The sequence below is a fragment of the Pseudomonas sp. HN11 genome, from assembly GCF_021390155.1.
In the GTDB taxonomy this organism is placed as follows: Bacteria; Pseudomonadota; Gammaproteobacteria; order Pseudomonadales; family Pseudomonadaceae; genus Aquipseudomonas.
Genome location: NZ_CP089985.1, coordinates 1,906,597 through 1,930,435 on the forward strand (window position 1 = coordinate 1,906,597; position 23,839 = coordinate 1,930,435).

Here is a 23,839-nt window from a genome sequence, read left to right on the forward strand (position 1 = left end):
GTGGTCGGATTGCCTTTTTCCTGCGGCTTGAGGCTTAAAACTGATAGCTCTGAAAGTAAAAAGCCCCGAACCAGTCATAATGCTGTTCACTTAAGCGGAGCAGCCTTACGGTCCACTGGAAACCGGGTCTTTGAGATCTTCACCGTCCTTGGCCTCGCAGGTCTGGGGCGGTGATCCAGAAACAATCCGCCAATACCTTTCCTCAATTCCGCCAAGCGTCTTCCTGTAGCTGAAACCGGATTGGCTGCTGCCATCACGATCAACTGCACGGCAATGTATTGGCAGACCGGCTTAAAGCGTATATCCGACGGTGCACGACCAAACGCTACTGCTGCTTGACCAGCCTCCCGCCGAATCACGTTGTAAGCCAGCAAAAGCCCCCACACTTCCTGATAGACCAAGTCGACTCTCTTACTACGCAAGGTCACAGCATTCTGCTGCATGGAGCTTTTGATATCCCTGAAGCCCAACTCGATTTCCCAGCGCTCCTGATAGAGTTTGGCAACGACCTTGGTGCTGTAGGTGTTGGCTGGCAACGATGTCATGACCGTTTTTACTCTGCCTTGGATTTCATAGCTGACTTCACGGGCTTCCCAATGGGTACCAAGAGCCGGATTTCTCTTTCTGGCTTGCGGTGAGACCTTCATGCGCACCAAGCGGTCGTGCTCGCCGTAACGGATCACTTCTTCACAGACCATGCCTTTTTTGGCGGGAATCAACCAATGACGATGGGTTCCGGTGTTACTCAGGCTCAACAGCATTTCTGCGCCCCAAAATCCTTTATCGAATAGCGTCACGGAGTGATCGGGGACTTGCTGCAAAAACTCGTCGGCCAAGCGCATTTCACTGCGCCGGTAAGGCCCTAATTGTGCATCCAGGATTAAGTGCGAACGCACATTCATTAGCGCTACCAAGCGCATCATGGGGAAGGGAGTCTGACGATCACTGGGCGTATTTCCTGACCCGAAATGATCTCGAAGCTCGGGTGTGTCCGGTGTGCGCAAGAGCACACCGTCCACCGCGAAGACCTGCAAACCGTGCCAGTCGTCCTCGTTGTAGCGCTCCGAGCCCCATTGAGTGCCGGTTTTACGGAATAACCACTCAACTGGATCGGCCCCTAGTCGCTTGCGGGCTTCAGTGACACCGCTTCGGGCCAACAAGTGGTCGCAAGCGAGGCCTTGAGCGCAAATGTTCAACCGTCTAGCGACCTCATGAACAGGCTCATTACGAAACGACGCCATGCCAAGCACCAACCAAAGTACCTGATCGGCGGGCAAGCGACGCCGACGAATAGTGGCCTGACTGGATAGATCCAGCGCAGACGCAACCCATTCTATGGGGATGTTCTGGGTGAAAGTGCTTAGGTCGCAGAAGTTGAAAAGGTCGCCGAGGTCGAGCAGGTCCTGTTGAACAGACATAAAAAATCCGATGCCAGAGGTCTGGCATCGGATTTTCCAGGAAGCCTCGCTTTAGCTCAAATGCTTAAGTGAACAGCATTACGAACCAGTCAGGGCTTTTTCATGTGATCGGCCTGCGGGGTTTATTTACCCTGCCAGCGTTTCAGCACCAGGGTGGCGTTAGTGCCACCAAAGCCGAAGCTGTTGCTCATCACGGTGTCGATTTTTGCGTTTTCAACGGTTTTGGTCAGGATCGGCATGTCAGCCACCACCGGATCAATCTCGTCGATGTTGGCCGAACCGGCCATGAAGTTGCCTTCCATCATCAGCAGGCAGTAGATCGCTTCGTGAACGCCGGCGGCGCCCAGGGAGTGACCGGACAGGCTCTTGGTGGAGCTGATGGCCGGAGCCTTGTCGCCGAATACCGCACGCACGCCTTCCATTTCCTTGGCGTCGCCGACCGGGGTCGAGGTGCCGTGGGTGTTCAGGTAGTCGATCGGGGTATCTACGGTGGACATGGCCATCTGCATGCAACGGATGGCGCCTTCACCGCTTGGCGCAACCATGTCATAGCCGTCGGAAGTGGCGCCGTAGCCGACGATTTCCGCGTAGATCTTGGCACCACGGGCCAGAGCGTGTTCCAGCTCCTCGACCACCACCATGCCGCCACCGCCGGCGATGACGAAACCGTCACGCTTGGCGTCGTAGGCGCGGGAGGCCTTTTCCGGGGTTTCGTTGTATTGGGTGGACAGTGCGCCCATGGCGTCGAACAGGAACGACTGGCTCCAGTGCTCTTCTTCACCGCCGCCGGCGAACACGATGTCCTGCTTGCCCAGCTGGATCTGCTCAACGGCAGTACCGATGCAGTGAGCACTGGTGGCGCAGGCGGAAGAGATCGAGTAGTTCACGCCCTTGATCTGGAACGGCGTGGCCAGGCAGGCCGATACAGTGCTGCCCATGGTTCGGGTGACACGGTACGGGCCAACACGCTTCACGCCTTTTTCGCGCAGGATGTCCAGCGCTTCCATCTGGTTGAGGGTCGATGCGCCGCCCGAGCCGGCGATGAGGCCGGTGCGTACGTTCGAGACCTGGTCGTCGCTCAGGCCGGAGTCGGCGATCGCGTCTTTCATCGCCAGGTAGGCGTAGGCGGCAGCGTGGCCGACGAAGCGATAGATCTTGCGATCGATCAGTTCTTCGAGAGGCAGGTCGATGGAGCCGGAAACCTGGCTACGCAGACCCATTTCGGCATATTCCGGGTTGAAGCGGATGCCAGGGCGACTTGCACGCAGGTTAGCGGTGACGGTCTCTTTGTCATTGCCCAGGCAAGAAACAATGCCCAGACCAGTGATAACGACGCGGCGCATGCGGATAACCCTTAAAAGTTGTCAGTGGATGTGAATACGCCGACCCGAAGGCCTTCGGCAGTATAGATCTCGCGACCGTCGACGCTCACCGAACCATCGGCGATGGCCAGGTTCAGCTTGCCCTTGAGGACGCGTTTGATTTGAATGTTGTAGGTGACTTTCTTGGCGGTCGGCAGGACCTGACCAAAGAACTTCACTTCGCCCGAACCCAGGGCGCGACCGCGGCCCGGCAGACCTTGCCAGCCAAGGAAGAAACCGACCAGCTGCCACATGGCGTCAAGGCCCAGGCAGCCTGGCATCACTGGGTCGCCTTCGAAATGGCAGGCGAAGAACCACAGGTCCGGGGTGATATCCAGCTCGGCGACCAATTCACCTTTGCCGTACTTGCCACCCTCTTCGCTGATATGGGTGATGCGATCCACCATCAGCATGTTCGGGGCGGGCAGTTGCGCGTTACCTGGGCCGAACAGCTCACCGCGACTGCAGCGCAGCAGGTCTTCCCGAGTAAAGGCGTTTTGTTTGGTCATGCGAGCTCCTCAATAATCCCATGCGGCAGGGTAGGGTAAATCTTCCCGAACCGAATGAAGCGTTCATGCCTCATGTCGGCAGCCTACACATAGACTATTGCGTTGTAGTGAAAGTCACAGCGGCAAGGCATTGAATGTACACTTGTTCACTGAAAATTTAAACCGAGCCTGTTTATCGGCCCGTTCGGGTGCCTAAGACTGCCGCACTTTCGCCTTTCACGCCAGTCGGAGTTGGCTGATGGCGCGGCGCTATTGCACCCAGCGCTGCAGGATTTGCTGCAAATCCGTGCGTTTGAACGGCTTGGCCAGGTAATCGTTCATTCCCGCTGCCAAACAGGCTTCTCGGTCACCCTGCAAGGCGTTGGCGGTGAGGGCGATGATCGGCAGGTCGGCGCAGCCCGGCAACTGGCGAATCTGCCGGGTGGCTTCATAACCGTCGATCAGCGGCAGTCGGCAATCCATCAGGATTGCGGTGAAAATCAGGCTTTCAGCGCTGCGGATCGCTTCGGCACCGTCGGTGGCCAGGCTCACTTCAAACCCCAGGCTGCGCAGCATGGCCTCGACCACCGTGCGGTTGACCGGGTTGTCTTCCACCAGCAGCACATGGCGGCCATTGCCCGCGTTGGTTTTGCCGTCGGCGTCACTGGCAGTGGCGGGCACGTTGTGCTGGTCGATGGCCAGCGGGATTTCCAGGGTGAACACCGAACCGCGGCCTTCTTCGCTCTGGGCACGCAAGGTGCCACCCATGCGTTCGGCCAGGGTGCGGGCGATGGGCAGGCCCAGGCCGGTGCCGCCGTAACGTCTTGAAATGGAACTGTCCGCCTGCTGGAAAGCATCGAACATCGCCTCCAGGCGTTCGGCGGAAATCCCGATGCCACTGTCGCGCACGGTGCAGGTGAACCACACCAATTGATGGTCGAGGGTCTGCCAATGGGGCTCGACGCTGACGCTGCCGTGCTCGGTAAACTTCAGTGCATTGCCGATCAGGTTCACCAGGATCTGGCGGATCCGCGTGGGGTCACCCTGCACCCGCACCGCGTCCATCCCTTGCGGAATCGACAGCTTCAGCGCCAAACCACGCTGTTGCGCACTGTGCTGGAAGGCCTGGGCGCAGTTGTTGATCAGGTCCACCAGGTTGAACGGAATATGCTCCAGTTCCAGGGCGGCGCGTTCGATACGCGAGAAGTCGAGAATGTCGTTGATGACCTTGAGCAAGTGCTCGGTGGATTCGGAGGCCAGCGCCGCGTATTCGCTCTGCTCCTCGGTCATCTCGGTGGTTTCCAGCAACTGCAACATGCCCAGCACGCCGTTCATGGGCGTGCGTAGCTCATGGCTCATCATCGCCAGGAAATCCGACTTGGCGTTGTTGGCGCGCTCGGCTTCTTCGCGGGTCTGGATCAACTGGGCCATGGCCTGCTGCTGCTCGCGACTGGCCTGGTTGAGGCCCTCGGCGAGGTTGTTGATGTGCCGCGACAGGTCGCCCAGCTCCGAGTCATCCACAATCGGCAGCGGCGTCTTGTAGTCGCCTTGCTGGATCGCCTTCACTGCGTGGCCCATGGCGCTGATCGGCTGGGACAGGCTGGCGGCCAGACGCCGTGCGAGCAGGAAGGTAAACAGCAGGGCGAACAGCGCGAGAATGCCGGCCTTGAACAGGATCTCCTGCTGGCGTTGGCTGAACGCGTCGTTGGACATGCCGACGATCACCCGGCCCAGGTAGTCCGCCCGCGGGGCCTTGGGTTCGTTGAGGTTGTCCTGGAAGAAATCATTCCCCAGCTGGATATGTTGCAGGCGAATCGGTGCCTGGAACACTTTCACCGACAGTGAGCGGTCGTGCTTCTCCGACGGTTGCTCGACATACACCAGGATGTTCTCGCTGCTGTCCTGGATTTCCAGGAAACGCACATGGGGCGTGGCCAGTGTGGCGCGCAACAGGCTTTCGAGCACATCATTGTTGCCGGAAATCACCCCGTATTCGGTGGCGGGCGCCAGCTGGTTGGCGATCAGTTGGCCGGTGTGATCCAGTTCCTGACGCAGGTCCTGGATTCGGACGAAGGTGAAGAAGCTGATCAACAGCAACGTCAGCAACAGCGCCGGGCCCAGGGTGATGAGCTGGGTGCGGGTGTTGATGTCCCAACGACGACGCAAGGTCATGGGCGTTTTTCTCCTTCGGCCAATCGGGTGGCGACACTGGCTTCGTCCACCTGTTCGATCCCCAGTGAGCGCGCGACTTGCGCGTTGCCCACGACTTTGAAGTGTTCCGGGTAGAGCGTGCGTGGCCAGTTGGCCGGCGAATGGTCGAGCAGGCCGTCGAGCACCGCCAGCCAGTCGGCCTGGTCGCTGTAGGTGCTGGCCAGGCTGCCGGCCTTTACAAATCCTGCATTCGGGCCAATCAGCGGCAATTGCTGGGCATAACTGCTCAGCAGCAGGTTCTTCGCGGTTTTCGGGTTGTACAGCTGCGGGTCGTCGAGGCCGAGTAGTACATCACTGTTCCTGAACAGGTTTTGCAATGGCCGACTGTCATTAATGTTGTCCCAGAGCTGGGGCACGATCTCCAGGCCCAGCGGCGTGGCGTGCTGGCGCAGCTCGGGCAGGAGGAATTCACTGTCGGTGCCGTAGAGCACGCCGATGCGCCGCGCCTGGGGCAGGATGCTGGCGATCAGGCGCAATTGACGCCCCAGCGGTGGGTCGCTCCACAGCAGGCTGATGCGTGGGTGCGGCATGCTGCCCAGGCGTTGATGGGCTTGGAGGCGGCTGATGCGCAGCACCAGGGTCGGCGGACCCTGAGGCTCTTGCAGGCGCCAGTCGAGGCCGGGCAGGTCCAGCAAGATCAGACGGGTGTTGGCCGGCAACCGGCCGGGTGTCGGCAAGTCCTTGAGGAGCGTGAAGGTGACGCGGTCTTCGGGGCGTTGCTGGGCCAGGGCCTGGGCGAAGGACTGGACGCCGGCACTGTCTTCGGCGGCCGTCAGCAGGATGTCGGCGCTCCAGGCCGGCGCGGTCAATAACAGGCACACGAGCAGCAGCGTGCGTCGCCAGAGCGCGGTGATAAAGAAGCAGGTCATCCGTGACGAGTCGCCCATGTCAGAACTCTAACTCCGCGCTGAAGTAGAGCACGTGGCGATGGTCATAATTGTTGTCGGCCCATGTGGTGGGCTGGTTGTCGAGGCGTTCCTGCAACATGCCGGCCAGCTCCACGTTGGCTTTGCCCAGGGCAATGCGCTTGGCCACCCGCAGGTCGACCCGTTCGAAGCGGTATTGGTTGAGTGCGTCATCGCCATAGTAGAACAGCGCGCTTGACCAGCCCTGGCCCCATTCACGCAGCCAGCCGGCAGAGCCGCTGTTACGTGCGGTCTGCGCCTTGTCGAGCGGGTTGCTGCTGCTGGCATCGACGTAAGCATAAGTCAGCCGCAGGCGGTCGGCGTTGCTCACGCGCCAGTCGAACTGCGACTCGGCGCCGGTAAACCGTGAACTGTTGGCATTGCTGGCGATGTATTGGTTGTTACGCAGCGGCGAGCTGATCATGTCGGTGATCTCGTCGTAAAACAGTTTCACGTCCATGTTCAGCCCGATGTCGGCAAAGAAGCCGTTGTACCCCAGTTCCCGCGATTTCATCATCTCTTTATCGAGGTTGCCCGGGCCTCGGGTCTTTACGAAGTATTGCCCGGTGGTCTGCCCGTAAGCCGGGGAGCTGAGGTTGGTGACGCGGTAGCTCCAGTTGACGTTGTTTTCGAACATGTCCGGCGAGCGAATCGCCTCGGAGTACACCGCGCGCAGGCCATGGCGCGGGTTGATCAGGTAGTTGACCGCTACCCGTGGCGTCAGCGAATTGCCGCTCAGGCGGGTGTCTTCATACATGGCCCCGCCTTGGAGCAGCCAATGTTCGCTTGCGCGCCATTCCAACTGGCCGAACAGGCGCCAGGTGGTGTCGTCCAAGGTGCCGTTGAAATAGGTGTCGGAGTCGGCGCGGTCGTAGCGGTAGTTCATGCCGCTGACGAGGCGCAGGCTGTCGGACAGGCTGAGGGTGTCTTGGATCTCCAGGTCGTAGCGGCTTTCGCGGGTGCTCTGGTCGATGTCGCCGCACACGCCCTTGCTGCCGCCCTCACGCCATTGCTTGAGTACCTCGTTGGCCAGCGCTTGCTCGGCGGCGTTGCCCGGTGGCGCGGTGCCCTGGCTGTAGCTGTCCATGTGGCGGGCCAGTAGTTCGGCGTAATTGGGGTTCATCTGCCACAACTGGGTCAGTTCGGGGCTGAATGAGACTTTGGCATCACAGGCCTTCCAGATCTGGCGGCGGTCCCACTGTTGGGCGGAGCCTTGGATATACAGGCTGTGATCAGGGTTGAAGTCGAAATTCCAGCGCAGGGAGCCCGCATAATCCTTGGCGGTGACGTCGGAATTGTTACCGCCTTCGGTAATTCCAGCGAAGACCGGGCTGTAGGTATAGGGCCGCTGGTTGGTGCCTTCCTTTGCATCCAGCTGCAGGTCGATGCTCTGCTGCGTATTCAGCGTTTGGCTGATGGCCAGGCTGAAGCGGTTGAGGCGACGGCTATCGCGACGGTCGGCACCGGCGGCATCGCTGTCGAAGCCATCGTCCTGTTGTCCGGAGAGGGACAGGCGCAAGTCGCCGGTTTCCCAGCCCGCACCCTGGCTGGCGTAAAAGTCGTTGATACCACGTTCGCCACGCACCACTTTTATCCGCGTGCCGTGGCTGTGGGCCGGCGAGCGCGTAAGGATATTGACCACCGCCATCAAGGCATTGGCACCGTAGCTGACCGTATTCGGGCCACGGAACACTTCGATGCGCTCGATATCCTCCATGGCCACCGGAATGTCGCTCCAGTCCACGGTGGCCAGGCCCGCGCGGTACACCGAGCGGCCGTCGATCAACACCTGCATGCGCCGCGCATCGCTGGCACTGGTGCCGTGATAGTTCACCGCCGCCTGGTTTCCGGTGGTGTAGCCGACCATCATCCCTGGCACCAGGCGCAGCAACTCACTGATGTCTCGCGCACCACTGGCCTTGATCAGTTCGCTGTCGATCACGGTCATGCTGCCGGGCACGGCGGCGGCCGATTGCTTGAGGCGCGTGGCCGTCAACACCTGTGGCAGCGGCTGGCTGTCGAGGAACAGGTCGTCGGCCAGCGTCGGTGCACTGCACAACAACACCAGCCAGAGGGATGAACGAGGAGGAGGGCCCAAATACACGGCACGGCCTTGATAATTGCGGATAGCCGCCCATGTTAACTGAGGTGGGGCCTTTTGCCAGTCGCCGGACTTGCAATTACTTCATGTAAATGTGGCATTTTCCGACAAACGCACGAATTGATGCGGGGGCTGGTCGCAAGCGGGTCGGCCCGTATAATGCCGCCATCGCCACTGGTATGGATTAACGGATTGCATATGACTGAACAGCGCCCTATCGCGGTCCTGGGAGGCGGAAGTTTTGGTACCGCCGTGGCAAACCTGCTGGCCGAGAACGGTCACGCTGTGCGCCAGTGGATGCGTGATCCCGAACAAGCCGAGGCTATCCGGGTGCAACGGGAAAATCCGCGTTACCTCAAAGGCATCAAGATTCATCCGGCGGTCGAGCCTGTTACCGACCTGCTGGAAACCCTCACCGCCTGCGACCTGTGCTTTGTCGCGCTGCCGTCCAGCGCCTTGCGCTCGGTGCTGGCGCCCCATGCCGAGCGCCTGGCGGGCAAGCTGCTGGTCAGCCTGACCAAGGGCATCGAGGGGCAGACCTTCAAGCTGATGAGCGAAATCCTTGAAGAGATCGCCCCGCAAGCGCGTATTGGTGTGCTGTCCGGGCCGAACCTTGCACGGGAAGTCGCCGAGCACGCGCTGACCGCCACCGTGGTGGCCAGTGAAGATGAAGCCCTCTGCGAACGCGTCCAGGCCGTGCTGCATGGCCGCACCTTTCGGGTCTATGCCAGCAACGACCGTTTTGGTGTCGAACTGGGCGGTGCGCTGAAAAACGTCTACGCGATTATTGCCGGCATGGCCGTGGCGCTGGGCATGGGTGAAAACACCAAGAGCATGCTGATCACCCGCGCGTTGGCCGAGATGACCCGCTTTGCAGTGAACCAGGGCGCCAACCCCATGACTTTCCTTGGGCTGGCAGGCGTGGGCGATTTGATCGTCACCTGCTCCTCGCCGAAAAGTCGCAACTATCAAGTCGGGTTCGCGCTCGGCCAGGGCCTGAGCCTGGAAGATGCGGTCACGCGCCTGGGCGAAGTGGCCGAAGGGGTCAACACCCTCAAGGTGCTCAAGGCCAAGGCCCAGGAAGTCGGTGTGTACATGCCGCTGGTCGCCGGGTTGCACGCGATCCTGTTTGAAGGGCGCACCTTGAACCAGGTCATCGAGTTGTTGATGCGCGCTGAACCCAAAACCGATGTCGACTTTATTTCCACCAGTGGTTTCAACTGAGGAACGCGTCATGAACGATCCGAAAGCAGCCCCCAAATACGAATCCATTGCCCTGCGCATCCTGTGGATGCTGGTGTTTGCCCTGGTGTGGCAGGTGGCGCAATTCCTGCTCGGCGCACTGGTGGTGGTGCAGTTGATCTACCGGCTGGTGTACAGCGCTCCTAACCTGGGCCTGATGAACTTCGGCGACAGCCTCAGCCAGTTCCTCGCACAGATCGGCCGTTTCGGCAGCTTCCACACCGAACAGAAGCCTTGGCCGTTCGCCGACTGGCCGACCCCGCGCGCACCCGAGGGTGAGGCTGCCCACAGCGTGCCGCCGGCGCCGCACCCGGTGCGTGATGAAGAGCCGAAGCTGTGAAACTGTGGATACTGCGCCACGGTGAAGCCGAAGGGCATGCGCGCACCGATGCCGAACGCAACCTCACCGAGCATGGCCGTGGCGAAGTGTTGCGCAGTGCTGCGCACCTGATCGGTCAGCCCCTCAGCGCAATCATTGCCAGCCCTTATGTACGGGCGCAGCAGACTGCGCAGCTGGTGCGTGAAGCGCTGGGCTTTGAACCGGAAATTTGCACGGTGCCGTGGCTGACACCCGAGGGCAATCCGCTGCAGGTGTTGGAAAAGCTCGACACCGATGACAATGTACTGCTGGTCAGCCATCAGCCGTTGGTGGGCAGCCTGATCAGCGTTCTGCAGCATGGACACCAGCGTCAGCCGCAGCCGATGCACACCGCCAGCCTGGCGGAACTGGAAGGGGATTTTCCACTGGCGGGGCTCATGAACCTGGTCAGTGTGAAGAATCCGTAGGCTTTATCGCGGCTTTGTGTGTGCAGCGGTGCGACGATGCTCGGCTATTACAAAGACCCGCAGAAAACCGCCGAGACCATCACCGCCGATGGCTGCCTGCGCCTGACCGGGCGGCTCAAGGAAATTTTCAAGACCAGCAAAGGTAAATATGTGGCGCCGGCGCCGATTGAAAACCGCCTGGCTGAACATGCGCGGATCGAGCAGGTGTGCGTGGTGGGCGATGGCCTGACTGTGCCCATTGGCTTATGCGTTTTATCGGCTGGGGGGGAAGACTCACAAACCCTGCGTATCAGCCTTGAGCGCTGGTTGGAGCAGGTCAACCAGGCGCTGGATAAGCATGAGCGTCTACGTCAACTGGTTGTCGTCAAGGACAATTGGGCGGTGAAAAACGGCTTTCTGACACCCACCTTGAAGATCAAACGCAACGTAATCGAATCGACTTACGGTGAATATTTCCAGCCGTGGAGCGAGCGTTCCGAAACCGTTCTGTGGCAGGATTAGGGTCGTAATAAAATCAATAAGGACTATTTCCATGAGCCTATGGCGCACCCAACCGAATATCGATCAACTCAACGCGATCCAGAAAAACACCATCGGTGAACTGCTGGACATCCGTTTTGAAAGCTTCGACGACGAATCCCTGACCGCGAGCATGGTGGTCGACCATCGTACCCATCAGCCCTATGGCCTGTTGCATGGCGGTGCTTCGGTGGTGTTGGCCGAGAGCGTCGGCTCCATGGCGGCCTACTTGTGCATTGACCCCAGCAAGTTCTATTGCGTGGGGCTGGAGGTCAACGCCAACCACCTGCGTGGTGTGCGCAGCGGGCGAGTGACAGCGGTGGCCAAGGCGATCCATATCGGCCGCACCACCCAGGTGTGGGATATCCGTCTGACCAGCGATGAGGGCAAGGCCAGTTGTGTCTCGCGTCTGACCATGGCCGTGGTGCCACTGGGCGAGAACCCGCCGGCGCGATAGGCGTGGCGTGAGTGTCATCATTCCTGGCAGTTACAGTCATTGCTGTGCGGGCCGGGCATGGTGACAATCAATCTCTGTTTTTGTAGACGGATCCGGTATGTCGCAGCATGTGTTTTTCGCCCACGCCAATGGCTTCCCTTCGGCCACCTACGGCAAGTTGTTTGCCGCCCTGGCTCCGGAATACGCAGTGGCTCATCTGCCGCAGCACGGCCACGACCCCAGGTTTCCGGTGGACGATAACTGGCAGAACCTGGTGGACGAACTGATCCACCACCTGGAGCAGCAACCGGAGCCGGTGTGGGGCGTGGGCCATTCTCTCGGCGGCGTGTTGCACCTGCACGCGGCCATGCGTTGCCCGCAGTTGTATCGCGGGGTGGTGATGCTGGATTCGCCGGTACTGACCCGCGCCGACCGCTGGGTGATTCGCGCGGCCAAGCGCTTCGGTTTTATCGACCGCCTGACCCCGGCCGGGCGCACCTTGGGCCGTCGTGAAGAATTCAGTGACCTGGAGGCCGCGCGCAATTACTTCGCCGGCAAGACCCTGTTCCGTGGTTTTGACCCCGAATGCTTCGACGCCTACCTGCAACACGGCCTGCTGCAAGTGGGCGATCGCCTGCGCCTGCGCTTCGACCCGGCCACCGAAATCAGTATCTACCGTGGTGTACCTCATACCAGCCCCGGTCAGGTGCGCCAGTTGAAAGTACCGCTGGCGGTGGTACGGGGCCGGCAGAGCCGCGTGGTGATGCGGCATCACGCCAGCGGGGTCGGGCGCCTGCCCATGGGCGAAATGCTCACCATGCCCGGCGGCCACATGTTCCCCCTTGAACGCCCCCAAGACACCGCGACCTTGATCAAGAACCTGTTCTCCCGCTGGGAAGCCCGTGAGCGCAACTGCGCATGAGTACACCCGTCGAAGAAGTGCGCCTGAGCCTGCCGCATATTGAATTGGCGGCTCATCTGTTCGGTCCCGAGGACGGTTTGCCGGTGATCGCCCTGCATGGCTGGCTCGACAACGCCAACAGCTTTGCGCGACTGGCGCCGAAGCTTCAGGGCTTGCGTATCGTTGCCCTGGATATGGCCGGGCACGGGCATTCTGCGCATCGTCCTACCGGTGCCGGTTATGCCTTGTGGGATTACGTCTTTGACGTGCTGCACGTCGCGGAGCAACTGGGATGGAAACGTTTTGCATTACTTGGCCATTCTCTTGGCGCCATCGTGTCTCTGGTGTTGGCGGGTGCGTTGCCGGAGCGTGTGACGCACCTGGGGTTGATCGACGGTGTGATCCCGCCGACCGCCAGCGGTGAGAATGCCGCCGAGCGGCTGGGCATGGCCTTGCAGGCGCAATTGAACCTGCAAGATAAGCGCAAGCCGGTGTACAACACCCTGGATCGAGCGGTCGAGGCGCGCATGAAAGGCGTGGTGGCGGTCAGCCGCGAAGCCGCCGAACTGCTGGCCCAGCGCGGTTTGATGCCGGTGCCGGGCGGTTACACCTGGCGCACTGACAGCCGTCTGACCCTGGCTTCGCCGGTGCGCCTGACCGATGAGCAGGCCATGGCTTTCGTGCGACGCGTCAGTTGCCCTACGCAGCTGGTGGTCGCCGCCGACGGCATGCTGGCGAAACATTCCGAATTGCTTTCCCAGCTACCCTTTACGGTCAGCACGCTGCCGGGCGGCCATCATTTACATCTGAATGATGAGTCCGGCGCGGTCCTTGTTGCAGACTGTTTCAATCGGTTCTTCTCCGCGTCTTGACTTGGGGCGGTCAACTGCCGAGGCTGGGCGGATTGAAAGGGAGTCAACCATGAACAAACTCAACACCGCTGCGACCTCCGATGGCCAGGGCTCGTTGATCTTATGAGCGTGCGTAACGGATGTATCCGTATCCTGGGCTTGAGCCTTTTGAGCCCACTGGTTTTCGCCGCCGACATACCGGGCAGCCAGGACCTGCCCACCGTGGCTCGTCAGGTCGATTCGCAAATCGTCGATTACCGTCCCGCCGAAGAAAAAGAACGTACTTACCCCATGGGCGCGATCCGCAAGATCAGCGGCCAGTTGCGCTATGAAGGCCAGGCCACCGCCCGTGGCCAAACCACCGCCATCACCTATGAATTACCCGCCGAGCACAGCTCCAGCGCCGCGTTCAAGGCGACGCGCGAAGCCTTGCAGGAGCAGGGCGCGCAGTTGTTGTTCTGGTGCCAGGCCCGCGATTGCGGTGAAAGCAGCCTGTGGGCCAATGAAGTGTTCGGCAATGCCAAGCTGGTCGGTGCCGATGGCCAGCAGGAATACCTGCTGCTGCGCCTGGCCGCCCCGCAGGAAAATGCCCTGGTGGCGCTGTACGGCATCACCCGCGGCAATCGCCGCGCCTACCTGCATGTGGAGCAACTGGATGCCAACGCGCCGCTGGCCGACCTGCTACCCACCTCGGCGACCCTGCTGCGTGAATTGAAAAGCACCGGCGAGCTGGATTTCCCCGCGTTGGGCAGCGAGCCTGACGACACCTGGCTGACCCTGATTTCCCGTGGGTTGAACCTCGACACCACCTTGCGCGTCAGCCTGACCGGACCGACCGCCGAAGCCTGGCGCCAGGCGTTGGTCGACAAGGGCGTGCGCGCTGCACGCATGGAAACCGGCACGGGTGACGCCAAGGGTCTGCACCTGCATCTGATACGCTAGGCGTAACAGGGCGAACGGACCCGTGCCGTTCGCCTAAGCTGTCTTCCTACAGTCTTCCTTTCGAGATCCTACATGCTCAATAACGATCGCCTACTGGTGCAAATCCTGCTGCTGGTGCTTTTCGGTGCCAGTTTCTGGGTGATGGCGCCGTTCTGGTCGGCGCTGTTCTGGGGCGCGGTGCTGGCGTTTGCCAGTTGGCCGTTGATGGTCCTGCTCACTCGCTGGCTGGGTGGCCGGGAATCCTTGGCTGCCGGCATTCTCACGTTGTGCTGGATGTTGCTGGTGGCACTGCCGCTGGTGTGGCTGGGCTTCAACCTCGCGGACCACGTGCGCGATGCAACGGCGTTGATCAAGGATATCCAGGTCGACGGCTTGCCGGAGGCGCCAACCTGGCTCGGCTCGATCCCCATTGTCGGCGAGCGGCTGGTGGCCATGTGGGACAGCATCGACCAGCAAGGCGCAGCCTTGATGGTCAGCATCAAGCCGTACCTGGGGCAGGTCGGAAATTGGCTGCTGGCGCGCAGTGCGCAAATCGGCGGCGGTATCCTTGAGCTGACCCTGAGCCTGGTATTCGTATTCTTTTTCTACCGTGATGGGCCGCGTCTGGCGATGTTCGTGCACCGCCTGCTGGAACGCTTGATCGGCGATCGTGCCGGCTACTACATCGAATTGGTGGCCGGCACGGTGCAACGGGTGGTCAACGGCGTGATCGGCACCGCTGCCGCCCAAGCCCTGTTGGCCCTGATCGGCTTCTGGATTGCCGGCGTACCGGGTGCGTTGGTGCTAGGCATCGTTACCTTCCTGCTCAGCCTGATCCCCATGGGCCCGCCGCTGGTGTGGATCCCTGCCACGGCCTGGCTGGCCTGGAAGGGTGACTACACCTACGCGGTGTTCCTCGGCGTGTGGGGCACCTTCATCATCAGTGGCGTGGACAACGTGCTCAAGCCCTACTTGATCAGCCGTGGCGGCAACCTGCCGCTGGTGATCGTGCTGCTGGGGGTGTTCGGCGGCTTGATCGCCTTTGGATTCATCGGCCTGTTCATCGGCCCGACCTTGCTGGCGGTGGCCTACAGCCTGTTGATGGATTGGAGCGCGACCCAGGCCCAGGGACGGCGGGAAGACAAACCGCTTTAAGCTCTGGGCAACCACATCACGGCGGTCAAGCCACCGCCGGGGGTTTCTTCCAGGTGCAGCCGACCGCCGAGGCGCTCGGCCGCTTCCTTGGAAATCGTCATGCCCAGGCCGACCCCTCCGGAGTTGCGATTGCGTGAGCCTTCCAACCGGTAGAAGGGCTCGAACACCGCCTCACGCTTGTCGGCGGCAATGCCGGGACCATGGTCGATGACGCGGATCACCAAGGCCTCGCGACTGTCCGTCAGTTCGATGCGCGCCGTACCGGCATAACGCAGCGCATTGTCGATCAGGTTGTTGAGGCACGAACGCAAGGCCATCGGCTGCACCTGCAGCGGTGCGCAGGTGCCGGCGAATTGCACGTCGGCGCCCTGATCCTGCGCATTTTCACTCATCGACTCCACCAGCGCTTGCACGTCCAGCCAATGCCGGGTTTCGCTGGTGCGTTGCTCGTGCAGATAGCTCAGGGTCGCGTCGAGCATGCTGATCATGTCATCCAGGTCCTGGCGCATCTGGCCTTGCAACCGGGTGTCCTCGATCTGTTCCAGGCGCAACTTGAGACGTGACAGCGGCGTGCGCAGGTCATGGGAGACCGCGCCGAGCATGCGCGCACGTTGGCTGACCTGTTCGCGGATCCGCCGCTGCATCAGGTTGAAGGTCGACGCGGCCTGCCGCGCCTCACGCGGCCCCGACTCGTCGAGAGGTGGGCTGTCGAGGTCCAGGCTCAAGCGCTCGGCGGCTTCGCTCAGGCGCTGGATCGGCCGGCTCAGCAACTTGGCGCCGTACCAGGCGGCAATGATCAACGAGATGAACTGGAACGTCAGCGGCACCACCGGGCCGCCAAACCACCCACGCTTATGCTTGGGCAGGAGCTTCATCGTGCCGTCGGGCTGTTCGACAAAGGTTTCCTGGGGCGGCGGCGGAGGCGGGCCGTAATAGCGAAACCAGGAGATCGCCAGCACGTGGGCCAGCACGATTGCCACCAGCAACACGCCAAACAGTCGACCGAACAGCGTGTTGAAGGCGTTGCGCATCAACCGATATCCCGCGCATCGAACAGGTAGCCTTCGCCGCGCACGGTCTTGATCAATTGTGGTGCCTTGGGATCATCCCCGAGTTTTTGCCGCAGGCGCGACACCAGCAAATCGATGCTGCGATCAAAGGCTTCGATGGAGCGGCCACGGGCGGCATCCAGCAATTGCTCGCGGCTCAATACCCGGCGCGGACGCTCGATGAACACCCACAGCAGGCGGAATTCCGCGTTGGACAGCGGTACCACCAAGCCATCGTCGGCCACCAGTTGGCGCAACACGCTGTTGAGGCGCCAGTTGTCGAAGCGGATGTTGGCGCGCTGTTCGGTGCGGTCATCGCGCACACGGCGCAGGATGGTCTGGATGCGCGCTACCAGCTCACGCGGTTCGAACGGCTTGGACATATAGTCGTCGGCGCCCAGTTCCAGGCCGATGATACGGTCGGTGGGTTCGCAGCGGGCGGTGAGCATCAGGATCGGGATGTCCGACTCCGCGCGCAGCCAGCGGCATAGCGACAGGCCGTCTTCGCCCGGCAGCATCAGGTCGAGCACCACCACGTCGAAGGTTTCAGCCTGCATGGCCTGGCGCGTCGCGGTGCCGTCGGTGACGCCGGTGGCGAGGATGCCGAAGCGGGCGAGGTAGTCGATCAACAGTTCGCGGATCGGCACATCGTCGTCAACGATCAGCGCGCGGGTGTTCCAGCGCTTGTCATCGACGATCACCGCGCCTTTTTGCTCGTCGTTCAAAGAGACGGAAGGGGTCTGCATAATACGATCATCTGCCTGGTCGTTGCGGTCAGCATAGGCGTCCAGCCCCATGGCTGGAAGTGCTGGTCGGTGGGGCGTGCGAGCGAGGCTAGCGGTGAGGCGTGTTGGGGGCATGTCGTGAATGTATCAGCTTTGAAATAATTGAAGAAAATGCCCGCCCGATGGCGGTTGGTCAGTATTTACCGATCATCGGATCCCGCAACGGCGCCGCTTGCGCTACAATCCGCGCCGATTTCGACTTGCCTGAGAGCTCATTCCAATGCCCGTCTGCCAGACTCCTATCATCGTCGCCCTGGATTACCCCACTCGTGACGCCGCACTGAAGCTGGCTGACCAGTTGGACCCGAAGCTCTGCCGGGTCAAGGTCGGCAAGGAGCTGTTCACCAGCTGCGCGGCGGAAATCGTCGGCACCCTGCGTGACAAAGGCTTCGAGGTGTTCCTCGACCTCAAATTCCACGATATCCCGAATACCACCGCCATGGCGGTCAAGGCCGCCGCTGAAATGGGCGTGTGGATGGTCAATGTGCACTGCTCCGGTGGCCTGCGCATGATGAGTGCTTGCCGTGAGGTGCTGGAGCAGCGCAGCGGTCCCAAGCCTTTGTTGATCGGCGTGACTGTGCTTACCAGCATGGAGCGTGAAGACCTGGCTGGCATCGGGCTGGACATCGAGCCCCAGGAGCAGGTGTTGCGCCTGGCCGCTCTTGCGCAGAAAGCTGGCCTTGACGGTCTGGTGTGCTCGGCACTGGAAGCCCGGGCGCTGAAGACCGCGCACCCTTCGCTGCAATTGGTGACCCCGGGGATTCGTCCGGCGGGCAGCGCACAAGATGACCAGCGTCGCATCCTGACGCCGCGCCAGGCGCTGGACGCGGGTTCCGATTACCTGGTGATCGGCCGCCCGATCAGCCAGGCGGCGGATCCGGCCAAGGCGTTGGCGGCAGTAGTGGCCGAGATCGCTTGATATCAGGTCTGACCGGGTAACCAATGTGGGAGCAACTGTCTTGATGACCATAACTTGGCCATCGATTTCAAAGACAGCCAAACTCCCACAGCTTCAAGCCGTGTGACCTTCAACGACACATCGCTGCCGATCTAGGCAGCGTGTTCTTTCCATTCAGTCCTATCGCGCAGCATTGCGTTCAGCCGGATTAACAAAACACGCATGCATGCGATTAGCGCAACTTTTGCGCATTTTCCTTTGCCACGCAGTGCTTTATAGCGGGCCTGGAATTCAGGCTGGTCCCGAATGACTACCCAGCAGGCCATGTATAGCGAGCGACGTGCGGAAAACCTTCCGCCACGAATGTGACGCGCGCCTATGTGCTTCCCACTGTCGTTGTTATACGGCGCGAGGCCCGCTAGGGCCGCGATCGGACGCTTGCCAACCTCACCCAACTCCGGCAGGTATGCCATAAGGCTAGCCGCCGTAATGAGCCCGATGCCCTTAACTGAACACAGGCGTTCGACTTTTTCGTGGTCTAGCACGTTGGCGCTTTGACGAATCAACTGGTCTATCGCGTTCACAGCTTTGATCAGGTAGTCGATATGACTCTGCAACGCTGGCTTTACTACGTCACATGAGGCCGTTTTCAGGCGCCTTTTGTCATCGTCTCTCTGCTGAATAAAGTTTTCTCGCTGTTGGACTAACGCGCGCAACTCGTCATGTTTCGGGCTGGTGATTCGGCTGTTAGGCGAGTCGAGTACCGCTGCGAACTGCGCAAGGGACTTTGCATCTATCGGGTCGGTTTTGGCTTGTTGGCCCATCGCCGTGGAAAAACTCTTGGCTCGACGGGGATTGATGCAGTTGAGGCCCGCAGCCTGGAGCGCCTTCATGACTTTGCGCTCGTAACCGCCAGTGGCCTCCAACAGCACGCGACCGACCTGGTGAAGCAATAGCCACCCAATCAACCCAGGGAAATCATCTTCGGCGTTAGCGCAACTTACCCCAACGTCAATCAGATTAACTCGAGCCTCAAGGCTGTCCTTGGAAACATCAATGCCTGCTGGATAGGAAAACATAGCCAAACCCTCTTACACTCAAAGTGAGAGCGCTCTGGCTTGGCCCACGCTTGTAACTGTTCGAGGTGGGCTCGTTCAACTGTTCGGGCTCATGTCCAGAGCGGAGAAGTGAGTGGCAGCATGGGCTCCCACACGTGCTTTAAGCACTTCGGGCATTCAGCTTGCCACTCACCCTCTCACCTTCAGCTTAATCCTGTCTCAAGACACAAGCGGGCTTGCTCGCGAATGCGATGGATCAGCCAGTACATCTGTCGACTGACACACCGTATTCGCGAGCAAGCCCGCTCCACCATCAGATCCAAAGTGTGTCAGTTGACCTTCAGCACCAACTTGCCGAAGTTCTCGCCGTTGAACAGCTTCATCAGCGTCTCCGGGAACGTCTCCAGCCCCTCCACGATATCTTCCTTGCTCTTGAGCTTGCCCTGGGCCATCCAGCCGGCCATTTCCTGCCCGGCAGCAGCAAAACCTGCGGCGTGGTCCATCACCACAAAGCCTTCCATGCGTGCGCGGTTGACCAGCAGTGACAAGTAGTTGGCTGGACCTTTCACGGCTTCCTTGTTGTTGTATTGGCTGATGGCGCCGCAGATGACCACGCGGGCTTTCAGTGCCAGGCGGCTGAGGACGGCGTCGAGAATATCGCCGCCGACGTTATCAAAATACACATCGACGCCCTTGGGGCACTCGCGCTTGAGTGCAGCGGGCACGTCTTCGCTTTTGTAGTCGATGGCGGCGTCGAAGCCCAGTTCATCCACCAGGAACTTGCACTTGTCCGCACCACCGGCAATCCCCACTACCCGGCAACCCTTGAGCTTGGCGATCTGCCCGGCAATGCTGCCCACGGCACCCGCCGCGCCAGAGATCACCACGGTTTCGCCGGCTTTGGGCGCGCCGGTGTCCAGCAGCGCAAAGTAGGCGGTCATGCCGGTCATGCCCAGGGCAGACAGGTAGCGCGGCAAAGGGGCCAGTTTCGGATCAACCTTGTAGAAGCCACGCGGCTCGCCGAGGAAGTAGTCCTGCACACCCAACGCACCGTTGACGTAGTCGCCGATGGCGAACTGCGGGTTGTTCGACGCGATCACCTTGCCCACGCCCAGCGCACGCATGACTTCGCCGATGGCGACGGGCGCAATGTAGGATTTGCCTTCATTCATCCAGCCACGCATGGCCGGGTCGAGGGACAGGTATTCGTTATGCACCAGCACTTGGCCGTCCTGGGGCGCGCCCAGCGGGACCTCCTGATAAGTGAAGGTGTCCCGGGTGGCTGCGCCGACCGGGCGTTTGGCGAGCAGGAATTGGCGGTTGGTCTGGGCGGTCATGGCAGCGACTCTTCTGGAAATGAGCCTGAAGTGATAGACCTTCAACGGGCCGCGGGCAAGGTTCACCGAAGGCGCGAATGCCGGTCGATAGGCGTTGCTGATAATTGCCCGGTAGCTCTTATCAATGCGATCCATGCAGCGCCAACCGGCCGTTTGATAATGCTGACGCCTGCGGCGCGGTGTTGGCTAGACTCGACGCACCGTTATTTTCTCCCACAGGACATCTCCTATGAGCATGACGTTTTCCGGCCAGGTCGCACTGGTAACCGGCGCCGCCGCCGGTATTGGCCGCGCCACCGCGCTGGCATTCGCCGCCGAAGGCTTGAAGGTCGTGGTTGCCGACCTGGATGCGGCGGGTGGTGAAGGTACCGTTGCCCTGATCCATCAGGCGGGGGGCGAAGCGCTGTTTGTGCGCTGCAATGTCACGCTGGAGGCGGATGTGCAGCAATTGATGGCGCAGACCATCGCCGCCTATGGTCGCCTGGACTACGCCTTCAATAATGCCGGGATCGAGATCGAAAAGGGCAAGCTGGCCGACGGCAGCCTGGATGAGTTCGACGCGATCATGGGCGTCAACGTCAAGGGCGTGTGGTTATGCATGAAGCATCAGTTGCCACTGCTGCTGGCCCAGGGCGGCGGGGCGATCGTCAACACCGCGTCAGTCGCGGGGTTGGGCGCGGCGCCGAAGATGAGTATTTATGCCGCCTCCAAACATGCGGTGATCGGTCTGACCAAGTCAGCGGCCATTGAGTATGCGAAGAAGAAAGTCCGCGTCAATGCGGTGTGCCCAGCCGTGATCGATACCGATATGTTCCGCCGTGCCTATGAAGCCGACCCACGCAAAGCCGAGTTTGCCGCTGCCATGCACCCGGTCGGGCGAATTGGCAAGGTGGAGGAAATCGCCAGCGCGGTGCTCTACCTGTGCAGCGATGGCGCCGCATTTACCACGGGTCAAGCCTTGGCGGTGGACGGCGGCGCGACCGCTATCTAAGACCTCGCGCCGCCGCCCATTCGAAAAGGTTTGGGGAGACTGTGGGGCGTTTCCACAGCTGGCAGAGTGCCCTGTCAGATTGTGTATCAGCAGGTAAATAATTCAATAAAATCAATACTTTAATAAATATCCATGGACGGCCGACATGGGCTTCTGTGCTTAACTGTTCCGGGTTGAATAACAGACAGTTGAAGTGAGTGGCGCATGGATTTAGGGATCGATCGACAAGCCCTTGTACCGGTGGTGCAGCAAATCATCAGTGCGGTGGCGCAATGGATTCGCACGAGCGGGGCGGGCCCTGGCACACGCTTGCCGTCCATTCGACAGGTGGCCCTCGATAACCTGCTCAGCCAATCCAGCGTGATCGAGGCATTCGAGCGGATGGTCGCACAGGGCTTGCTGGTGTCGAAGCCGGGGTCTGGTTTTGTGGTGGCCCAGCCGCCGGCTTTGCATGAGGGGCAGTGGTACGAAGGCGCAGAGCGACAATGGGGCGCCTTCGCGGATAATCCATTAGGCGAGCTGAAACTGGGCTGCGGCTGGTTGCCGGATGCCTGGCGCGAAAGCGATGACATCAGTTACGCGATCCGCGAAGTGACGCGTACCGACACTGCCGGGCTCTTCAATTACAGCACGCCCCTGGGGTTACCGGCGCTACGTGAGCAATTGCTCAAGCGCCTGACCCGAATCCAGATCGCCACCCACCTTGACCGTATCGTCACTACTGCCGGCGCCAGCCATGCCCAGGATTTGCTGATACGTACACTGCTCAAGGCTGGCGACTGCGTGGTGGTCGAAACGCCTGGCTACGGCAATCTCTATCGGCAACTGGCATTTCACGGTGTAAAACTGTTGCAAGTGCCGCGCACCCGCAGTGGCCCGGACATTCCGGCGCTGGAGGCCCTGCTGCGGGGGCATCAGCCCAAGTGCCTGTTCATTAATAGCCTGTATCACAACCCTACCGGTTCCAGCCTGTGCCGCACGGTGGCGGAGCGGTTGTTGGAGCTGGCGCGGCGCGAAAATTTCCTGATCATCGAAGAAGATGTTTTCGGTGACCTGCAACATGCCAGCTGCACGCGACTTTCGGCATTACCCCATGATGATCGGGTGATCTACGTTTCGAGTTTTTCCAAAACCCTGAGCAGTGCGCTGCGTGTGGGGTATCTGAGTGCCAGCACAGCGATCATCGCGCAGTTGGCCAACCTCAAGACCTTGACCGGTTTCGGTACGTCGCGCTTTGCCGAGGCAGTAGTGGCAACGCTGCTGGCTAATGGCACCTACCGTAAATGGGTGCAGCGTTTGCGCAAGCGACTGAGTACGGAGATGGCGGCCACGTTGCAGGTACTGGAGGACGAGGAGTGGGAGGTGTTCGCCGCGCCCGCTGGCGGTATGTTCCTGTGGGCGCGGCCGGGGATTGTTGATCCGTCGCGGCTGCAAGCCTGTGCCCGACAGCTCGGTGTTTTGTTGTCGCCGGGGGCACTGTTCAGTCCCACCAGCGAACCCAGTGAGTGGTTGCGCATCAATGTTGCCTATGCTGGTGATCAACGGGCCCTGGCGTTATTCCGCGCCATGGGACCCGCCAGATCGACCTCGACCATTCTGAAAACGACGAGCGTGTAGCTTTTTGCCATTATTGTGGCGCCAACGACTTGTGCTCAGTGCCTTGTGGTTGCGAATCTCGCCTGTGTAACCGGGCTCGATGGCAACCGCCATTGCAAGAGGATTCAAGTGCAATGATTTCGGCCGTGCAACGACAATTCGCCAACCTCGGTATGGCAAAGAAACTGGGCTTGGGTTTCACCCTGGTACTGCTGCTGACAGCCTTGGTCGCGGCGATCGGGGTGTGGTCCCTGCAGACCGTTGGCCAGCGCTTCGAAGGGCTCAAGGCCATGTCGTCGCTGAACAGCGGCTTGCTGAAGGTGCGCCTGATCGAGCAGGACTACGCGCTGCACGCCGACCCCAAGGCTGTCGAAGCTTTGCATGAGAGCGTCGATGCCTTGGCGGCTCTTGCGGCCAGTCTCAAGGCCCGGTCGGCGGCCAACGTACCGGTCATGACTGATGTGGAACAGGCCTTGGCGGCCTACCGCAAGGCGTTCGATGAGTTTGTCGAATTGACCCAGACCAAGGACCTGGCGTTGGAAATGGCCAGTTGGTCGGTGTCCAGCGTCGCTAACAATCTCGACGTGTTGCAGGCCGGGCTGGCGGACGACGGCGCCTATGGCCTCAAGGAAAGCCAGGGCAAGGAGGGTGCCGAATTTATCGAGCAGGCGGGGCAGGTCAGCCAAGTCTCACGTTTGATGCTGCAAGCCATGAACGAAGCCCATGTACGTCTGAACCAGAGCCGCAAGGTGAGCGAGGAAGACACTGAGCAGGGCAAGATCGAGCAGGCCGACCAGGCCCTGGCGCAGGTTGAGCAACTAAAAACGTCG

The 23,839-nt window shown here is 60.7% G+C and carries 21 protein-coding genes and 1 pseudogene; 12 read left to right on the plus strand and 10 right to left on the minus strand.

Annotated elements, in window-relative coordinates; all coding sequences use genetic code 11:
• Positions 1–86: 86 nt before the first annotated feature.
• From LVW35_RS08815 to LVW35_RS08840, 6 genes are all read right to left on the minus strand, one after another.
• Positions 87–1,418 carry an IS4 family transposase gene (locus tag LVW35_RS08815; RefSeq protein ID WP_233893811.1) on the minus strand — a complete coding sequence of 444 codons (1,332 nt, stop codon included), beginning with the start codon at positions 1,416–1,418 and terminating at the stop codon, positions 87–89.
• Between the two features lie 122 nt (positions 1,419–1,540).
• Positions 1,541–2,761, minus strand: coding sequence for a beta-ketoacyl-ACP synthase I (gene fabB / locus LVW35_RS08820; protein ID WP_010211706.1), 1,221 nt, complete (start codon positions 2,759–2,761; stop codon positions 1,541–1,543).
• A gap of 11 nt (positions 2,762–2,772) precedes the next feature.
• Positions 2,773–3,288 carry a 3-hydroxyacyl-[acyl-carrier-protein] dehydratase FabA gene (fabA, locus tag LVW35_RS08825; protein WP_010211704.1) on the minus strand — a complete coding sequence of 172 codons (516 nt, stop codon included), beginning with the start codon at positions 3,286–3,288 and terminating at the stop codon, positions 2,773–2,775.
• A 249-nt stretch (positions 3,289–3,537) separates the two neighbouring features.
• Positions 3,538–5,439, minus strand: a complete 1,902-nt coding sequence (locus LVW35_RS08830; RefSeq protein WP_233894865.1) for an ATP-binding protein — start codon at positions 5,437–5,439, stop codon at positions 3,538–3,540.
• Positions 5,436–6,365 (minus strand): ABC transporter substrate-binding protein, encoded by a 930-nt coding sequence (locus LVW35_RS08835; protein ID WP_233894867.1) that lies wholly within the window; start codon positions 6,363–6,365, stop codon positions 5,436–5,438. Before LVW35_RS08835 ends, LVW35_RS08830 begins: the two co-directional genes overlap by 4 nt.
• Position 6,366: 1 nt before the next feature.
• Positions 6,367–8,487, minus strand: a complete 2,121-nt coding sequence (locus LVW35_RS08840; RefSeq protein WP_233894869.1) for a TonB-dependent receptor plug domain-containing protein — start codon at positions 8,485–8,487, stop codon at positions 6,367–6,369.
• 195 nt (positions 8,488–8,682) lie between these two features.
• Here LVW35_RS08840 and LVW35_RS08845 point away from each other — a divergent pair, with 195 nt between their 5' ends.
• The 9 genes and pseudogenes from LVW35_RS08845 (at position 8,683) to LVW35_RS08885 (ending at position 15,295) form a co-directional block, all read left to right on the plus strand.
• On the plus strand, positions 8,683–9,708 hold the full coding sequence (locus tag LVW35_RS08845; RefSeq protein ID WP_233894871.1) for an NAD(P)H-dependent glycerol-3-phosphate dehydrogenase: 1,026 nt from the start codon (positions 8,683–8,685) through the stop codon (positions 9,706–9,708).
• 10 nt (positions 9,709–9,718) lie between these two features.
• Positions 9,719–10,066 (plus strand): DUF4389 domain-containing protein, encoded by a 348-nt coding sequence (locus LVW35_RS08850; RefSeq protein ID WP_010211694.1) that lies wholly within the window; start codon positions 9,719–9,721, stop codon positions 10,064–10,066.
• Entirely contained in the window at positions 10,063–10,512 is a 450-nt protein-coding gene (sixA, locus tag LVW35_RS08855; RefSeq protein WP_233894873.1) for a phosphohistidine phosphatase SixA, read from the plus strand. The genes LVW35_RS08850 and sixA overlap by 4 nt, the downstream gene beginning before the upstream one ends.
• Before the next feature lie 18 nt (positions 10,513–10,530).
• Positions 10,531–11,013 (plus strand): annotated as a pseudogene (locus tag LVW35_RS08860) (AMP-binding protein); the annotation flags it as partial.
• Positions 11,014–11,044: 31 nt separating this feature from the next.
• Positions 11,045–11,488, plus strand: a complete 444-nt coding sequence (locus tag LVW35_RS08865; protein WP_233894875.1) for a hotdog fold thioesterase — start codon at positions 11,045–11,047, stop codon at positions 11,486–11,488.
• Between the two features lie 97 nt (positions 11,489–11,585).
• Positions 11,586–12,389 carry an alpha/beta fold hydrolase gene (locus tag LVW35_RS08870; protein WP_233894877.1) on the plus strand — a complete coding sequence of 268 codons (804 nt, stop codon included), beginning with the start codon at positions 11,586–11,588 and terminating at the stop codon, positions 12,387–12,389.
• Complete coding sequence (locus tag LVW35_RS08875) at positions 12,386–13,240, plus strand: alpha/beta hydrolase (RefSeq protein ID WP_233894879.1); 855 nt, start codon at positions 12,386–12,388, stop codon at positions 13,238–13,240. The genes LVW35_RS08870 and LVW35_RS08875 overlap by 4 nt, the downstream gene beginning before the upstream one ends.
• Positions 13,241–13,342: 102 nt before the next feature.
• Positions 13,343–14,161 carry a DUF4892 domain-containing protein gene (locus LVW35_RS08880; protein WP_233894881.1) on the plus strand — a complete coding sequence of 273 codons (819 nt, stop codon included), beginning with the start codon at positions 13,343–13,345 and terminating at the stop codon, positions 14,159–14,161.
• A 72-nt stretch (positions 14,162–14,233) separates the two neighbouring features.
• Entirely contained in the window at positions 14,234–15,295 is a 1,062-nt protein-coding gene (locus LVW35_RS08885; RefSeq protein WP_233894883.1) for an AI-2E family transporter, read from the plus strand.
• On the opposite strand, the gene LVW35_RS08890 is transcribed toward LVW35_RS08885, so the two are convergent.
• Together LVW35_RS08890 and LVW35_RS08895 are read right to left on the minus strand one after the other, a co-directional pair.
• Positions 15,292–16,326 carry a sensor histidine kinase gene (locus tag LVW35_RS08890; RefSeq protein WP_233894885.1) on the minus strand — a complete coding sequence of 345 codons (1,035 nt, stop codon included), beginning with the start codon at positions 16,324–16,326 and terminating at the stop codon, positions 15,292–15,294. The genes LVW35_RS08885 and LVW35_RS08890 overlap by 4 nt on opposite strands.
• Positions 16,326–17,090, minus strand: coding sequence for a response regulator (locus tag LVW35_RS08895; protein WP_233894887.1), 765 nt, complete (start codon positions 17,088–17,090; stop codon positions 16,326–16,328). The genes LVW35_RS08890 and LVW35_RS08895 overlap by 1 nt, the downstream gene beginning before the upstream one ends.
• Positions 17,091–17,349: 259 nt before the next feature.
• On the opposite strand from LVW35_RS08895, the gene pyrF reads away from it, so the two are divergent.
• Positions 17,350–18,048 (plus strand): orotidine-5'-phosphate decarboxylase, encoded by a 699-nt coding sequence (gene pyrF, locus LVW35_RS08900; RefSeq protein WP_233894888.1) that lies wholly within the window; start codon positions 17,350–17,352, stop codon positions 18,046–18,048.
• Positions 18,049–18,179: 131 nt separating this feature from the next.
• Here the strand turns inward: pyrF and LVW35_RS08905 are convergent, their stop codons facing one another.
• On the minus strand, positions 18,180–19,106 hold the full coding sequence (locus LVW35_RS08905; protein ID WP_233891738.1) for an IS110 family transposase: 927 nt from the start codon (positions 19,104–19,106) through the stop codon (positions 18,180–18,182).
• Between the two features lie 308 nt (positions 19,107–19,414).
• The gene (locus LVW35_RS08910; protein WP_233896436.1) at positions 19,415–20,422 is read right to left on the minus strand and encodes an NADP-dependent oxidoreductase; all 1,008 of its coding nucleotides are present in this window, start codon (positions 20,420–20,422) and stop codon (positions 19,415–19,417) included.
• A gap of 229 nt (positions 20,423–20,651) precedes the next feature.
• On the opposite strand from LVW35_RS08910, the gene LVW35_RS08915 reads away from it, so the two are divergent.
• Together LVW35_RS08915 and LVW35_RS08920 are read left to right on the plus strand one after the other, a co-directional pair.
• Positions 20,652–21,413 carry an SDR family oxidoreductase gene (locus LVW35_RS08915; protein ID WP_233894890.1) on the plus strand — a complete coding sequence of 254 codons (762 nt, stop codon included), beginning with the start codon at positions 20,652–20,654 and terminating at the stop codon, positions 21,411–21,413.
• Positions 21,414–21,617: 204 nt separating this feature from the next.
• Entirely contained in the window at positions 21,618–23,030 is a 1,413-nt protein-coding gene (locus tag LVW35_RS08920) for an aminotransferase-like domain-containing protein (protein WP_233894892.1), read from the plus strand.
• Positions 23,031–23,839: the final 809 nt, after the last annotated feature.